General features: G+C 73.0%; 15 protein-coding genes and 2 pseudogenes. 15 read left to right on the top strand and 2 right to left on the bottom strand.

Annotation, left to right across the window (positions count from 1 at the left end; translation table 11 throughout):
* The first annotated feature begins 166 nt into the window (after positions 1 to 166).
* The 8 genes from G3I60_RS18140 (at position 167) to G3I60_RS18105 (ending at position 8539) form a co-directional block, all read left to right on the top strand.
* Positions 167 to 1105 carry a M56 family metallopeptidase gene (locus G3I60_RS18140; RefSeq protein WP_164294252.1) on the top strand — a complete coding sequence of 313 codons (939 nt, stop codon included), beginning with the start codon at positions 167 to 169 and terminating at the stop codon, positions 1103 to 1105.
* A gap of 67 nt (positions 1106 to 1172) precedes the next feature.
* Positions 1173 to 1862, top strand: coding sequence for an HAD family hydrolase (locus tag G3I60_RS18135; RefSeq protein WP_164294253.1), 690 nt, complete (start codon positions 1173 to 1175; stop codon positions 1860 to 1862).
* Positions 1863 to 1931: 69 nt separating this feature from the next.
* A complete protein-coding gene (locus tag G3I60_RS18130) occupies positions 1932 to 3206 on the top strand; it encodes an FAD-dependent oxidoreductase (RefSeq protein ID WP_164294254.1) in 1275 nt (424 codons plus the stop codon).
* A complete protein-coding gene (locus G3I60_RS45520; protein ID WP_164294255.1) occupies positions 3203 to 3928 on the top strand; it encodes a DUF1365 domain-containing protein in 726 nt (241 codons plus the stop codon). The genes G3I60_RS18130 and G3I60_RS45520 overlap by 4 nt, the downstream gene beginning before the upstream one ends.
* Before the next feature lie 98 nt (positions 3929 to 4026).
* On the top strand, positions 4027 to 5301 hold the full coding sequence (locus tag G3I60_RS18120) for a cyclopropane-fatty-acyl-phospholipid synthase family protein (RefSeq protein WP_239069968.1): 1275 nt from the start codon (positions 4027 to 4029) through the stop codon (positions 5299 to 5301).
* A complete protein-coding gene (locus tag G3I60_RS18115) occupies positions 5298 to 6101 on the top strand; it encodes a DUF1295 domain-containing protein (protein ID WP_138353892.1) in 804 nt (267 codons plus the stop codon). Before G3I60_RS18120 ends, G3I60_RS18115 begins: the two co-directional genes overlap by 4 nt.
* Before the next feature lie 167 nt (positions 6102 to 6268).
* Positions 6269 to 6922 carry a TetR/AcrR family transcriptional regulator gene (locus tag G3I60_RS18110; RefSeq protein WP_164294256.1) on the top strand — a complete coding sequence of 218 codons (654 nt, stop codon included), beginning with the start codon at positions 6269 to 6271 and terminating at the stop codon, positions 6920 to 6922.
* A 276-nt stretch (positions 6923 to 7198) separates the two neighbouring features.
* A complete protein-coding gene (locus tag G3I60_RS18105) occupies positions 7199 to 8539 on the top strand; it encodes an FAD-dependent oxidoreductase (RefSeq protein WP_164294257.1) in 1341 nt (446 codons plus the stop codon).
* A 19-nt stretch (positions 8540 to 8558) separates the two neighbouring features.
* On the opposite strand, the gene G3I60_RS18100 is transcribed toward G3I60_RS18105, so the two are convergent.
* Positions 8559 to 8930, bottom strand: a complete 372-nt coding sequence (locus G3I60_RS18100; protein ID WP_164607491.1) for a helix-turn-helix transcriptional regulator — start codon at positions 8928 to 8930, stop codon at positions 8559 to 8561.
* 110 nt (positions 8931 to 9040) lie between these two features.
* On the opposite strand from G3I60_RS18100, the gene G3I60_RS18095 reads away from it, so the two are divergent.
* Entirely contained in the window at positions 9041 to 10132 is a 1092-nt protein-coding gene (locus tag G3I60_RS18095) for an NADH:flavin oxidoreductase/NADH oxidase (RefSeq protein WP_138353896.1), read from the top strand.
* 101 nt (positions 10133 to 10233) lie between these two features.
* Positions 10234 to 10323 (top strand): annotated as a pseudogene (locus G3I60_RS18090) (oxidoreductase); the annotation flags it as partial.
* 4 nt (positions 10324 to 10327) lie between these two features.
* Here the strand turns inward: G3I60_RS18090 and G3I60_RS45515 are convergent.
* Positions 10328 to 10420: pseudogene (locus G3I60_RS45515) on the bottom strand (oxidoreductase); the annotation flags it as partial.
* A gap of 123 nt (positions 10421 to 10543) precedes the next feature.
* Between G3I60_RS45515 and G3I60_RS18080 the strand changes: the two are divergent.
* The 5 genes from G3I60_RS18080 (at position 10544) to G3I60_RS18060 (ending at position 15182) form a co-directional block, all read left to right on the top strand.
* Positions 10544 to 11632, top strand: coding sequence for a sialidase family protein (locus G3I60_RS18080; RefSeq protein WP_164607489.1), 1089 nt, complete (start codon positions 10544 to 10546; stop codon positions 11630 to 11632).
* Positions 11633 to 11651: 19 nt separating this feature from the next.
* On the top strand, positions 11652 to 12329 hold the full coding sequence (locus G3I60_RS18075) for a uracil-DNA glycosylase (RefSeq protein ID WP_138353898.1): 678 nt from the start codon (positions 11652 to 11654) through the stop codon (positions 12327 to 12329).
* A gap of 25 nt (positions 12330 to 12354) precedes the next feature.
* Positions 12355 to 13197: a phospholipid scramblase-related protein gene (locus tag G3I60_RS18070; protein ID WP_138353899.1), complete on the top strand. Its 843-nt coding sequence runs from the start codon at positions 12355 to 12357 to the stop codon at positions 13195 to 13197.
* 4 nt (positions 13198 to 13201) lie between these two features.
* Entirely contained in the window at positions 13202 to 14215 is a 1014-nt protein-coding gene (locus tag G3I60_RS18065; RefSeq protein WP_164607487.1) for an N-acetylglucosamine kinase, read from the top strand.
* A 97-nt stretch (positions 14216 to 14312) separates the two neighbouring features.
* Positions 14313 to 15182 carry a sirohydrochlorin chelatase gene (locus tag G3I60_RS18060; protein WP_138353901.1) on the top strand — a complete coding sequence of 290 codons (870 nt, stop codon included), beginning with the start codon at positions 14313 to 14315 and terminating at the stop codon, positions 15180 to 15182.
* Positions 15183 to 15216 lie beyond the last annotated feature (34 nt).

Here is a 15216-nt window from a genome sequence, read left to right as displayed (position 1 = left end):
TGCCGCCCCACGTCACCCATAGCGACGAAGGCTCGTACGCCCGGCCGAGTCCCGCGCCGGCCGGGCACCGGCCGGCGGGCGAGGCGGGGCGGGACGGGGTGAGGCGTGCATCACTTCGGACGGCGGACCGTACCCGGGGCTCCCGGGGCCTCCTAGGGTGAGCGGCATGACGGTCCCGTTCGTGCTGCTGGTGGTCGGCGCACTGGCGGCGGCGATGACGCCGCGCCTGCTGTCCCGTGCCGCCTGGCCGGAGCGCGAACCCGTGCTGGCCCTGTGGGTCTGGCAGTGCGTCGTCGCCGCCGTCCTGCTGTGCTGCGTCCTGGCGATGGCGCTCAGCGCCGCCGCCGCTTCGGCCGCGGTCCGCTGGCACCTGTTCGGTTTCGCCCCGCACGGTGTCGTGGACGCGTACGGTCTGCCCGGCTACGGGCGCTGGGCCGGATCGCTGGCGGTCCTGCTGGCCTGCGGTGGTGTGTGGACCGCCGCGATGCTCACCCGCGAGGTGCGCGGGGCGCGGGCCCGGCGCCGTCAGCGGCGTGCCGAACTGCTCGTCCGCTCCCCCCGGCTGCCCGGCGAGGAGCCGCCGGCCGGTGACCGGCTGGTGGTGCTGGAGGGTGACCGGCCCGACGCCTGGTGGCTGTCGGGCGCGCAGCCGCAGCTGGTCGTCACGACGGCCGCGCTGCGCCGGCTCAAGGGCCGCCAGCTCGACGCCGTGCTCGCCCATGAACAGGGCCACGTCCGTGCCCGGCACGATGTGCTGCTGCACTGCGCGGGCGCGCTGGCCTCCGGCTTCCCGCAGGTCCCGGTCTTCGCCGGGTTCCGCGACCAGGTGCACCGGCTGATCGAGCTGTCCGCCGACGACACCGCCTCCCGCCGCTTCGGCCGGCTCACCACGGCACTGGCCCTGGTCGAGCTCAACGAGGACCGCGGGGTGTTCGGCCCCTGCCCGACCCCGCTCGCCGAACTGCCGCGCCGGGTGCACCGGCTGCTGGACCCGGCGCCGCGGCTGGCTCCGGTACGCCGGGCCGGACTGACCGCGACCGCGCTCCTCGTCCCGGCTGTTCCGCTCCTGATCGCGTTCGTTCCGGGGCTCAGCGCTCTCGCGTAGCCCACCGGAACCGCTCCTTCCGGGCCCCTGGCGGCTCCTTCCCCGGCCCGTTCCGGAGAATGGCGCCATGGTGATCAAGGGATGCATGTTCGACTTCTCCGGGACCTTGATGAGAATCGAACCAGCCGGGCGCTGGCTGGACGCGGTCCTCACCGCGGCCGGGCACGACGTTCCCGCCGGACAGGCCGCGCGGTACGCGGAGCGGCTGGAGCGGGCCGGGGCGCTGCCCGGCGGCGCGCATCCGAGCGCGGTGCCCGAAGCGCTGCGGGAGGTCTGGCAGGAGCGGGACCGCAGCGCGGAACAGCACCGGGCCGCGTTCACCGGCATGGCCCGGCAGGCGGAGCTGCCGTGGGACGTCTACGACGCCCTGTACGACCGCCATATGACGCCGGCGGCCTGGACGCCCTACCCCGACGCCGCCGAGGTGCTGGGGGAACTGCGCGGGCGCGGGACCGCCGTGGCCGTGGTGAGCAACATCGGCTGGGACCTGCGGCCGGTCTTCCGCGCCCACGGACTCGACGCGTTCGTCGACGCGTATGTGCTGAGTTTCGAACACGGCATCCAGAAGCCGGACCCCCGGCTGTTCACGATCGCCTGTGAGGCGCTGGGACTGCCTCCCGCGCAGGTCGCGATGGTGGGCGACGACCGGCGGGCCGACACGGGCGCCGCCGCGCTGGGCTGCCCGGTGCACCTCGTCGACCATCTGCCGGCCGATGAGCGGCCGGACGGTCTGCGGAAGATTCTCGATCTGCTGTAGATCCACCAATCCGCACCGGCCGCCGCTCCGAATACCTCACAGGACATGCGGGCGTGAGGAGGGCGGACTGTGATGACGGAACGACGTCGGGTCGCGATCATCGGGAGCGGGATCGCCGGACTCACGGCCGCATACGTCCTGCGCGGGACGCACGATGTCCTGCTGTTCGAGGCGGACGCCCGGCTCGGCGGCCACGCCGACACCCACGACGTCGTGGCCGCTGACGGCGGCCGGGCGTTCGCCGTCGACACCGGCTTCATCGTGCACAACCGCCGTACGTACCCGCTGTTGACGCGGCTCTTCGCCGAACTCGGCGTGGCCACCCAGGAGACCGACATGAGCATGTCGGTGCGCTGCGACGGCTGCGGTCTGGAGTACGCCGGAGCCCGCGGCGCGGCGGGGCTGTTCGCGCGCCCCGGCAACGCGGCGAACGTCCGCTATCTGCGGCTGCTCGCACAGGTGCCGCGCTTCCACCGGGCGGCCCGCGAACTGCTGGCACGGCCTGCGGACGGACCGGAGCCGACCCTCGGCGAGTTCCTCGCCGAACGGCGCTTCCCGCCGTATTTCGTCTCGCACTTCATGACGCCGCTGGTCTCCGCGGTGTGGTCCTGCGGCGCGGAGCAGGCCGCCGGCTATCCCGCCCGTTATCTCTTCCGCTTCCTGGACAACCACGGGATGCTCTCGGTGACCGGGGCGCCGGCCTGGCGGACCGTCACCGGCGGCTCGCACGAATACGTCCGGCGGATCGCCAAGCAGGTCACCACGGTGCACACGTCGGCCCCGGTGCACGCGCTCACCCGCCGTCCCGGCGGCGTGCGGCTGTGGACCGGCGACGGCGCCGAGCACACCGCGGACGCCGTGGTCGTCGCCGTCCACCCCGATCAGGCGCTGCGGCTGCTCGCCGACCCGACGCCCGCGGAGTCCGAGGTGCTGGGCGCGTTCTCCTACTCCCGCAATCCGGCGCTGCTGCACACCGACGCCTCCGTGCTGCCCCGGGCGAGCGGCGCCCGCGGCTGCTGGAACTATCTGCTGCCGTCGTGCGGCGCCACCCCCGACCGGGTCCTGGTGAGCTACGACATGACGCGGCTGCAGCGGCTCGACACCCCGCAGGAGTACGTCGTGACCCTGGGGGGCGAGCGGCTCGTCGACCCGGCCCGGGTGCTGGACCGCATGGACTACGCGCACCCGGTCTTCACCACCCGCTCGGTCGCCGCCCAGCGGCGGCTTCCGGAGCTCAACGGCCCGGTCACCACCTTCGCCGGGGCCTACCACGGCTGGGGATTCCACGAGGACGGCTGCCGCTCGGGAGTCGCGGCGGCCGCGGCGCTGGGGGTCCGGTGGTGACCGCGGCGCTGTACGAGTGCGTGGTGTCGCACGTGCGCACCGCCCCGCTGCGGTACTCCTTCCGGCACCGTACGTATCTCTGGCTGGTGGACCTGGACGCGCTGCCCCGGCTGCCGCGCCCGCTGCGCCCGCTGGCCCGTTTCGAGGCCCGTGACCACTTCGGCGGCACGGCACCGGACATCCGCGCGGGACTCGACCGCTTCCTCGCGGCGGAAGGGGTGGAGCCGCCCGGCGGGCGGGTGCTGATGCTCACCGCGGCCCGGGTGTTCGGCCATGTCTTCAACCCGCTGACCGTCTACTGGTGCCACAGATCCGACGGTTCGACGGCCTGTGTCGTCGCCGAGGTGCACAACACCTACGGCGAACGGCACTGCTACCTGCTGCGCCCGGACACCGCGGGCCGGGCCGGTACCGCGAAGGACTTCTACGTCTCGCCGTTCTTCCCGGTGGACGGCGAGTACCGCATGCAGCTGCCGGAACCCGGCGCGCGACTCGCTCTGACGGTCCATCTGGAGCGGGCCGGCACCCGGCCGTTCACCGCGACGCTGCGGGGCGAACGGCGCCCCGCGACCACCGCGGGCCTGCTGCGGACCACCGTGCGGCACCCGTGGTCGACGGCCACCGTGTCCGCGCTCATCCGGATGCACGGCGTCCTGTTGTACCTGCGCGGCCTGCCCGTGCGGCCCCGTCCCCCGCACCGACCCCAGGAGGGTGTGCAGTGACTGCCCCCGTTTCCCGTCCGATCCTCTCCCGTCCGATCCTCTCCCGTCCGGTCCTTTCCCGTCCGTCGGCGGCCGGTCCGCCGGAGTCCCGTCAGCCCCTGGCCCGCGGCCTGCCGGTGAACCCGGAACTCTGGCCGGACGTCGTCCGGGTACCCGGCGCTCCGGTCCGCGCGGCCGTCGCCGAGCACCTGGTGCGGCGGGCCGTGGCCCGTCTGCCGCTGCGCCTCGCTCTGCCGGGCCGCGCACCGGCCGGGTCGGCGGACCCGGACGCCCCGCTGCTGCGGGTGCACCGGCCCGACGCCTTCTTCGCGCGGATCGCCACGTCGGGACTCGTCGGCTTCGGCGAGTCGTACATGGCGGGCGAATGGGACTCCGATGACCTGGTGGGAGTGCTGACCGTGCTCGCCTCGCAGGTCGGGTCGCTCGTCCCGGCTCCGCTGCAGCGGCTGCGCGGCGCGTGGGCACTGCGGCGGCCGTCGGCCCAGCGCAACACGGTCGTGGGGGCGCGCGGCAACATCAGCCGCCACTACGACCTGTCGAACGACCTGTTCTCGCTCTTCCTGGACGAGTCGATGACGTATTCGGCGGCTCTGTTCCCGCCGGACGGCGAGCCCGCCGACGTCCGCTCCCCCACCGGGGCCGAGCCGCTGACCGTCGCCCAGCACCGCAAGATCGACCGGCTGCTGGACCTCGCCGCCGTGCGGCCCGGCACCCGGCTGCTGGAGATCGGCACCGGCTGGGGCGAGCTGGCGCTGCGGGCCGCGGAACGCGGCGCGGAGGTGGTGACGGTGACCCTGTCGCGGGAGCAGCGCGAGCTGGCCCGGCTGCGGATCCGCGAGGCTGGGTATGAGGACCGGGTGACGGTGCTGCTGCGGGACTACCGGCAGATCCGCGGTGAGTACGACGCCGTGGTCAGTGTGGAGATGGTCGAGGCGGTCGGCGAGGAGTTCTGGCCGGTGTACTTCCGTGCGCTGGAGCGGTTCCTGGCGCCCGGCGGACGGATCGCCCTGCAGGCCATCACCATGCCGCACGACCGGCTGCTGGCCTCCCGGCGCACCTTCACCTGGATCCAGAAGTACATCTTCCCCGGCGGCCTGCTGCCGTCGGTGACCGCCGTCGAGCAGGTCCTGGCCCGCCACACGGGGTTGCGGATCGCGGAGGACACCGGGTTCGGGCCGCACTACGCCCGGACGCTGGAGCTGTGGCGCGAGCGCTTCACCGAGCGGGCCGCGGAGGTGGCGGAGCTGGGGTTCGACGAGACCTTCCGCCGGATGTGGACCTTCTACCTGGCCTACTCCGAGGCCGGATTCCGATCCGGTTACCTGGATGTGCGCCAACTGCTGCTGGTGCGCGGCGCGGCGGGCACCCTGTGAACGATTTTCCGTGGGGCGACTTCGCCACCTGTCTCGCGGCCTCGGCCGGCGCGGCCCTGGCGGTGCTCCTCGCAGCCTTCGCCGCCGGCGCGGCGAAGGGCCTGCACCGGGTCGTGGACGTGGCCTGGGGAACGGCCTTCGCCGGGGTGGCGGCGGTGTCGTACGCACTGTCCGCGGGCCACGGCGACGAGGGCCGGCGGCTGTTGGTCCTGATCGCGACGGCGGCATGGGGACTGCGGCTGTCCGTGCACATCGGCCTGCGCGGCTGGGGCCACGGCGAGGATCCGCGCTACGACCGGCTGCTGTCGCGCGCGCCCGGCAGCCGGAACCTCTACGCGCTGCGCATGGTCTACCTGCTGCAGGCGGTCCTGGTGTGGGTGGTGTCGCTTCCCGTCCAGTTCGCCATGTACGTGCCCGGCGCGCTCAACGGGTTCGCGTCGGCCGGGGTGGCGCTGTGGCTGGTGGGGTTCTTCTTCGAGTCCGTCGGCGACTTCCAGCTCGCCCGCTTCAAGCGGGATCCGGCGCACCGCGGCGCGATCATGGACCGCGGGCTGTGGAGCTGGACCCGGCACCCGAACTACTTCGGTGACTTCTGCGTCTGGTGGGGGCTGTTCCTGCTCGCCTGCTCGACCCCGCTGGTGGTCGTCACGCTGGTGTCGCCGCTGGTCATGAGCTTTCTGCTGCTTCGCGGGAGCGGTAAGCCGATGCTGGAGCGGCATATGGAGCGCCGCCCGGGATTCGCCGAGTACACCGCTCGTACCAGCGGTTTCTTCCCCAGGCCGCCACGGCACCGGTCCTGACCGGCGACCGGTTCTCCGGCGCCGACGCGCTGTGACCGGGTCGACGCCCGGCGGTCCCCCGCGCCGCCGGGCGCCGATCCAGGCCCCCGTTCCCCGCATGGCCGCGTAGGCCCGGCGGGGGTGCGTTGAGTATATTGGCTGAGAGCCAGTCAACGCAGGAGTAAAGCATGTCTCCCCGAAGCGCATCGGTCAATGAAGAGATGCGGCGGCGTTCCCGGGAACGGCTCCTCCAGGCGACGGTGGAACTGATCGAGGAACGCGGCTACGAGGCCACCACCCTCGCCGACATCGCCGACCGGGCGGGCACCGCGCGTGGCCTGGTGTCGTACTACTTTCCGGGAAAACGCCAGCTCGTGCAGTCCGCGGTGCACCGCCTGATGCATCTGGAGCTGGCGGCGGCACTCGAACGGGAGCCGCGCACCGAGGACGGCCAGGAGCGGATGGCGCGGGCCATCGACGCGATTCTGGGCCTGACCCAGACGCACACGAAATTGATGCGCACGCATATGGCGTCGATCTTGCAGGCCGAGGGTTTCATCCAGTGTTCCGAGCAGCAGCGGCTCGCCGCACTGCTGCAGGACACGGTCGTGCGGTGGGGCGCGGAGGATCCCGGGACGGAGTACCCGATGATGCGCGCGCTCCTGATGGGCGCGGTGGTCGCGCTCCTGGTGCCCGGCGTCCCGATGCCGCTGCCGCGGCTGCGGGCCGAGCTGTTCACCAGGTACGGCCTGGACTGGGAACTGGGCGTTCCGCCGCCCGCCGACGCCGGACCCTTGGCCGCGGCGGACACCCGCCGCCCGGCGCGCTCACCACTGCCCTGAGGGTCCCCCCCTGCGCGGCGAGCTGCGCGCCACTCCCGCAACGCACGGGGATGGCGCATGCTGGGCTTACGACCTGGCGCGCGATGGAGGGCGGATCAGCGAGCGGCGTCATGCGGCTCCGGATCCAAGGCGGAGGAGGGAGACGACGCGGAGCGTCGTCGACCGACGACAACGCCTGGGGGCCCCTCCCAGCGGTAGCTGGGGGAGGGGCCGTATGACGCCGGGAGCCCGCTCTCCATCGCGCGCCAGGTCGTCCACGGCGGAAGGAGCCAGCTCGTGCTTCGTGTCGCAGTAGTCGGTTCAGGTCCCAGCGGCGTGTACGTGGCCGAGGCGCTGACCCGTCAGACCACCGTGCCGGACGTGGCGGTGGATGTCCTCGACCGGCTGCCGTGCCCGTACGGCCTGGTGCGCTACGGAGTGGCGCCGGACCACGAGAAGATCAAGTCCCTGCAGGGCAATCTGCGGCAGGTGCTGGAGGACCCGCGGGTGCGTTTCCTCGGCAATGTCGAGGTGGGGCCGGCGCTCGGCCCCGAGCAGCTCGGCGAGCTCTACCACGCGGTGGTCTACTGCTTCGGCGCCGCCGCCGACCGGCGGCTGGGCGTACCGGGCGAGGATCTGCCCGGCAGTTACTCCGCCACCCGGTTCGTCTCCTGGTACAGCGCCCACCCGGACGAACCGCCGGAGGAGTTCGCGCTGCTGGCCCGGTCGGCGGTGGTGATCGGGGTCGGCAATGTCGCGGTCGACGTGGCCCGGGTACTGGCGCGCGGTGCGGACGAGTTGCGGCACACCGACATCCCGCAGTCGGCGCTCACCGCGCTGGACGCCAGCCAGGTCACCGATGTGCACATGGTGGGGCGGCGTGGTCCTTCACAGGCGAAGTTCACCACCAAGGAGCTGCGCGAGCTGGGCGGCCTGTCCGGCGCCGATGTCATCGTGCACGCCCACGAGTTGGCGCTCGATCCCGGGTACGCCGACCCTTCCGCGCTGCCCGCCGTGGCCCGTCGCAATGTCGAGGTGCTGCGCGAATGGACCACGCGGGTCCCGGAGGGCCGGCCGCGCCGGATCCATCTGCGGTTCTTCCTGCGTCCGGCCGGACTCCTCGGTGACGGGCGGGTGTCGGGCGTCCGTTTCGAGCGGACGCTGCCCGACGGGCTGGGCGGAGTGCGCGGGACGGGGCAGTCGGAGGAGATCGAAGCGCAGCTCGTGCTGCGCTCGGTGGGATATCAGGGCGTGCCGCTGCCCGGTCTGCCGTTCGACGAACGGCACGCGGTGGTGCCGAACGACGGCGGCCGGGTGCTGCGGGACGGCGTGCCCTCGCCCGGGGAGTACGTCGCCGGCTGGATCAAGCGCGGGCCGACCGGGGTGATCGGCACCAACCGGCCCTGTGCCAAGCAGACGGTGGCGGCGCTGCTCGAGGACGTACCGCGGTTGCTGGCCAGGTCGCTCCCCCGCGATCCGCTGGAGGCGCTGCGGTCGGGCGGCGGCGATCCGGTGGCGTGGCCGGGCTGGCTGTCGATCGAGGCCGCGGAGATGGCGCTGGGCCGGTCGCTCGACCGGGGCACCGTCAAGATCCAGGACTGGGCGGGGCTGCTGGCCGCCGCGCGACTGGCCGCCTGACCCGAACCGGGAGGCGGCCTCAACGGGCGGCGGTCGCTCCTGGGTGGATCCGTTCGCACTGTCCCTCGGCCGCCGCCAGCACCGAGTCCAGGAGGTTGGGGAACAGCGCGTCCAGATCCTCGCGGCGCAGGCCGCTCATCTTGGACGTGCCCCGGTAGTTCTGCTCGATGACCCCGGCCTCGCGCAGCACCCGGAAGTGGTGCGTGGTGGTGGACTTGCTGACCGGCAGTTCGACATCGGAGCAGGCCAGCTCGGTCTCGGCGGCGGCCAGGGTGCGCACCACATGCAGCCGCATGGGGTCGGACAGCGCATGGAGCACGCCTTCGAGGCGGATGGCCGTGCGCTCCGGGTGCGCCAGCGCACGGGCGGCGGGGGCGGTCTGCGGTGTCATGCGTCCATAGTACGAGTTCTCTCGTAGTTTGACATCCGCCGTATTACGATGGCTATCGTAGAAGGCGTCCGGTGAGTCGATCCGGTGAGCCCTATGACGAGGAGAGCGCCATGAGCGCACTGTTCGAGCCCTACACCCTGCGGTCCCTGACGATCCCCAACCGCGTCTGGATGGCACCGATGTGCCAGTACAGCGCGGCGGTCGACGGTCCGGAGCAGGGCGTACCGCAGGACTGGCACTTCGCGCACCTCGCCGCCCGGGCGACCGGTGGCACGGGCCTGATCCTCACCGAGGCGACGGCGGTGAGCCCGGAGGGCCGCATCAGCCCGGCCGACCTCGGGCTGTGGAACGACCGGCAGCAGGCGGCGTTCGGCCGGATCACCAGCTTCCTCAAGGAGCGGGGCACCGTTCCGGGCATCCAGCTCGCCCACGCCGGACGCAAGGCGTCGACGGACCGGCCCTGGCGCGGCGGCGGCCCGGTGGGCGCGGAGAACCACGGCTGGCAGCCCGCGGGCCCGAGCCCGGCGCCGTTCGCCGACGGCCACCCCGTACCGCGGGAGCTGACCGTCGAACAGATCCGGGAGATCACCGAGCGGTTCGCGGACTCGGCCCGGCGGGCGCTCGCGGCCGGCTTCCAGGTCGTCGAGGTGCACGGCGCGCACGGCTACCTGATCCACGAGTTCCTCTCCCCGCACAGCAACCACCGCACCGACGAGTACGGCGGCAGCTTCGAGAACCGGATCCGCCTCGCGCTGGAGGTCGTCGACGCGGTGCGCGCGGTGTGGCCCGCGGAGCTGCCGGTGTTCTTCCGGGTGTCCGCGACCGACTGGCTGACGGAGAACGGCACCGGCGAGGGCTGGACCGCGGACGAGACCGTCCGGCTGGCGAAGGAACTGCGCGCCCACGGCGTCGACCTGCTCGACGTCTCGACCGGCGGCAACGTCCCCAAGGTCCGGATCCCGACCGGCCCCGGCTACCAGGTGTCCTTCGCCGAGCGGGTCAGGACGGAGACCGATCTGCCGGTGGCGGCGGTCGGCATGATCACCGATGTCCGGCAGGCCGAGGAGATCATCGCCTCCGGCCGCGCCGACGCCGTCCTGCTCGGCCGCGAACTGCTGCGTGACCCCCACTGGGCGCTGCGCGCGGCGCGCGAACTGGGCGCGGAATCCCGCGTTCCCGACCAGTACGGATGGGCCATCTGAGACCCGCCCTCCGTCCCCGGTCCGGCCGGTCCGGGGGCGGAGGACAGCGCTACGGGACGATCGAGTCCACGTATCCGCCGTCGACCCGGACCGCGCCGCCGGCGCTGCTCGCGGCCTCCCGGGGCTTCGCGAAGGAGGCGGCCGGCACCGGTGTCACCGTCAACTCCGTGATCGCCGGCCCCACCCACACCAGGGCCCCCAGGAACGCTCCACCATGCCGGGCAGACAGCCGCGGGTCATCCGGACCGCGGTCAGCACGTTGACCTCGAAGTAGCGCCGCCACTCGGCGGCGGTCGAACGGGGCGGAGGACGCGGCACCGACCTGCGGGAACTCCGTGCGGCGAGCCATTGTCAGTGGCGGGGTGGAGACTCTGTGATGTCGGACACATTCCATCCTGGAGGCGACGTGCCATGAACGACGTATTGCTCGCAGTGGGCACCCAGAAGGGTCTCTTCCTCGGCCGCAGGAACAGCGCCGGGGAGTGGGACTTCGGCGGCCCGCACTTCCCGATGCAGGCGGTGTACTCCATCGGGATCGACACGCGCCGCGATACGCCCAGACTGCTGGTGGGGGCGGACAGCTCGCACTGGGGGCCGTCGGTGTTCCGCTCCGACGACCTGGGGGCGAACTGGCACGAACCCGCCCGGCCCGCCGTGAAGTTCCCCGAGGACACCGGCACCTCGCTGGAGCGCGTGTGGCAGCTGCATCCGGCCGGACCCGCCGCCCCGGACGTGGTGTACGCGGGCACCCAGCCGGGCGCGCTGTTCCGGTCGGAGGACGGCGGTGAGAGCTTCGCGTTCGTCCGCAGCCTGTGGGAGCACCCGCAACGGGCGGAGTGGAACGCCGGGTTCGGCGGCCAGGCCGTGCACACCGTGGTGACCGACCCCCGCAACGCCGACGCGGTGACCGTCGCGGTGTCCACCGGCGGGGTCTACCGCTCGCTGGACGGCGGGGCGAGCTGGACACCGTCCAACACCGGGGTGCAGTGCACCTTCCAGCCCGAGCGGTTCCCGGAGTTCGGCCAGTGCGTGCACAAGATCGCGCAGGACGCCGAGGACCCGGACCGGCTGTATCTGCAGAACCACGGCGGGGTCTACCGCAGTGACGACGCGGGGGCGAAATGGTCGGAGATCGGCGCCGGCCTGCCCGCCGACTTCGGCTTCACCATCGCCACCCATCCGCGCCGCGGCGGTGTCGCCTATGTCTTCCCGATCACCGCGGACGCCCACCGGCTGCCGCCGGACCTGCGCTGCCGGGTCTTCAGGACCGAGGACGCCGGGGGGACCTGGGCGCCGCTCTCCCAGGGACTGCCGCAGGAGCCGCACTACGGCGCCGTCCTGCGGGACGCGCTGTGCCTGGACGACGAGGATCCGGCCGGGGTGTACTTCGGCAACCGCAACGGCGAGGTGTACGCGAGCGCGGACGAGGGCGACAGCTGGCAGCTCGCCGTCTCCCATCTCCCCGACGTGCTGTGTGTGCGTGCGGCCGTCATCGACTGAGCCACTAGAGTGACGGATCGTGACAGCGCGACCGTTGAACGAAATCGTCGAGGCCGGCTGGGCGAAGGCCCTGGAGCCGGTCGCCGGGCAGATCGGCGCGATGGGAGATTTCCTGCGCGCCGAGATCGCCCAGGGCCGCACCTACCTTCCGTCCGGGCCGAATGTGCTGCGCGCGTTCCAGCAGCCGTTCGACGAGGTGCGGGTGCTGATCGTGGGTCAGGACCCGTACCCCACGCCCGGCCACGCGGTGGGGCTGAGCTTCTCGGTGGCCCCGGAGGTGCGCCCGCTGCCCGGCAGCCTGGAGAACATCTACCGGGAGCTCGGCACCGACCTCGGCGTTCCCCGGCCGGCCACCGGGGACCTGACGCCGTGGACGCGGCAGGGCGTGCTGCTGCTCAACAGGGCGCTCACCACGGCGCCCCGCAAGCCCGCGGCCCACCGGGGCAAGGGCTGGGAAGAGGTCACCGAACAGGCGATCCGGGCGCTGGTGGCGCGCGGCACCCCGCTGGTGTCGATCCTCTGGGGGCGCGACGCCCGCAATCTGCGTCCGCTGCTCGGCGACCTGCCGGCGCTCGAAGCGGCGCACCCGTCACCCATGTCCGCGGACCGCGGCTTCTTCGGCTCCCGGCCGTTCAGCCGGGCCAACGCCCTGTTGACAGGACTCGGGGCCAATCCCGTGGACTGGCGCCTGCCCTGACGGAGCCGGACTGTACGCTGCCCGGGTGACGACGCATTCGAATACTCCTGCGGGCTGGTACGCGGACCCGCAAGGCACCCCTGACCTGCTCCGCTACTGGGACGGATCCCAGTGGACCGAGCACACGAACACCGGCCGGCCGGGCCAGGTGCCCCAGCAGCAGACGAGCAACGCCTGGGAGCTGAACGTCGACGGCGGCCACGACCCGTCGAAGGTGCAGCGCCAGGTGCAGCACCAGGCAGGTGTCGCGCCGGCCGGCGGTGGCGGCGGCACGCTGTTCAACGAGCCGATCCTGGTGGTGAACCAGAAGGCCAAGCTGATCGAGCTGAACAACGAGTACAGCGTGTTCGACCAGCAGGGCCGCTCGCTCGGTTCGGTGAGCCAGGTCGGCCAGAGCACGGCCCGCAAGGTGCTGCGCTTCGTCTCCAGCGTCGACCAGTTCCTCTCGGTCAAGCTGGAGGTGCGGGACGCCCACGGACAGCCGCAGCTGCTGCTCACCCGCCCGGCGAAGTTCATCAAGTCCAAGGTGATCGTGCAGCGCCCGGACGGCCAGACCCTCGGCGAGATCGTCCAGCAGAACGCCATCGGCAAGATCAACTTCTCGTTCGAGGTCAACGGCCAGAAGATCGGCGCCATCAAGGCCGAGAACTGGCGCGCCTGGAACTTCGCGATCGTCGACCACACCGACACCGAGGTCGCCCGCATCACCAAGACGTGGGAGGGCCTGGCCAAGACCATGTTCACCACGGCGGACAACTACGTGCTGCAGATCCACCGGCAGCTCTCCGAGCCGCTGCTGAGCATGGTGGTCGCCTCCGCACTCACGGTGGACACCGCGCTCAAGCAGGACTCCCGCGGGCTCGGCTGACCCGATGGCCGGTTCCGGCGGCTGGGTCCTCGGTGTGGACTCCGGCGGCTCCGGGGTGCGGGTGTCCCTTGCCCGTGCCGACGGCACCGCCAGGTCCGCGACCGTCTCCTCCAAGCGGCCCGCCGTGGTCGCCGACCGGGGGATCGACGCCGACAGCCTGCTCGACGAAGTGCTCCCCGCCGCGCGGGAACTGATGCGGGCGGCGGGCGCGGAGACGCTGATCGCGGCCGCGGTCGGCGCCGCCGGCATGGCCACCCTCGGCGACGATCTGCGCGCCGTGCTGCCCGGGGCGCTGCGCGAGGCCTTCGGCGTGCGCGCGCTCGCCCTCGCCGCGGCCGCGGTGACCGCGTACGCGGGCGCCCTCGGCATGCGCCCCGGCGTCGTGGTCGCGGCGGGCACCGGCATGATCGCCCTCGGCACCGGACTCGACGACTCCGGCTGGCGCCGTGCCGACGGCTGGGGCCATCTGCTCGGCGACGCCGGCGGCGGCGCCTGGATCGGCCGCGCGGGGCTGGACGCCGCGCTGCGCGCCCACGACGGGCGGGCGGGCGGCTCCGCCGCGCTCCTGGAGCGTGCGGAAGCCCTCTTCGGCCCGGTCGACGGCCTGCCGGGGCAGTTGTACCCGCGGCCCGACCGGCCGGCCGTACTCGCCTCGTTCGCCCCGGCGGTGGGCCGCTGCGCGGCCGCCGATCCGGTGGCGGCGGACATCCTGCGGCAGGCAGCCCGGCACATCCTGGAGACGGCCGCCGCCGTACGTCCGATCACCGCCACCGCCAACGGCTCGTGCCGCACGGCGCTGACCGGCGGTCTGTTCAAGATGGGCGAGCCGCTGCTCGGCCCGCTGCGTGAGCTGGCGCCCGAGGTGTTCCCCGCGGCGGAGTTCGTGCCCGCCGACGGAGATCCGCTGCTCGGCGCCCTGCGCATCGCGGGCGCGCTCGCCTCGGGCACGCTGTCGCTGCCGGAGGACCCCGCCCTGCTGCACGTCCCGATGCACGTGCATCCGCACAGCCAAATGTGACCGAACGTGAAGGAAATTCGGACGGAACGGGACAGGTCCCCCCTAGGACGTACCCACCCGAACACCCGCGCACCACGAGGCATTAGCATGCGACGCCATGAGCACTGCCACTGGCCCCGCACCCGGCCTCCCCGTTCGAATGCCGCGTCCCCGCCAGCCGGGACGCCACCGCCGACCGGAGCCCCTGGCCGCGCCCGAGGGCGCGCCGGTGCTGGTTCTCGCTGTTCCCGGCACCCCGACCCCCGCCGTTCGCAGTCTGGCGGAAGAGGTCATGAGCATCGCCCGTTCCGAGCTGTCGGGCCTGGACCCGCGGATCGGCTACCTCGAAGGGGACGACGCCGAGTTCCCCGCGCTGGAGGCCGTGCTCACGCAGGCCGCCTCCGAGCGCCCTGACGGCTCCCCCGCCGCCGTCGTGGTCCCGCTGCTGGCCGGGCCCGACGCGTCGGTGGTCCGCCGGATCCGCCAGGCGGTGACCGACAGCCGCTGCGGCGCCGAGGTGACCGACGTACTCGGCCCGCACCCGCTGCTCGCCGAGGCGCTGCACGTGCGCCTCTCCGAGGCCGGTCTGGCCCGCGCGGACCGCGCCCGGCTGTTCACCGTCGCGACGGCCGCCGACGGCATCATCCTGGCCACCGTGGGCGGCGAGGAGGCCGTACAGGCGGCCGGTGTCACCGGTCTGCTGCTCGCGGCCCGGCTCGCGGTTCCGGTGCTGGCCGCCGCGCTGGACGTGGACGGGTCGATCGCCCGCGCCGCCGAGCAGCTGCGGTCCTCCGGTTCCACCAACCTCGCCCTCGCACCGTGCCTGATCGGTCCCGAGGTCGCCGCCCAGCTGCTGCACTCCGCCGCCGAGGAGGCGGGCTGCTCCGGCGCCGACGCGCTCGGCCCCTACCCGGCGGTGGGCAAGCTCGTGGTCGCCCAGTACACGACCGCGCTCGGTATCGCCCCGCAGGGCGCCCCGGTGCACTGACGTTCCACCAAGAGTGCGGGCGGCGCGTTCAGCG

The organism is Streptomyces sp. SID13666 (assembly GCF_010548325.1).
GTDB classification, from domain to species: Bacteria; Actinomycetota; Actinomycetes; order Streptomycetales; family Streptomycetaceae; genus Actinacidiphila; species Actinacidiphila fildesensis.
Note: the sequence above shows the minus strand (reverse complement) of the source record. Positions and strands in the feature narration are given on the sequence as shown.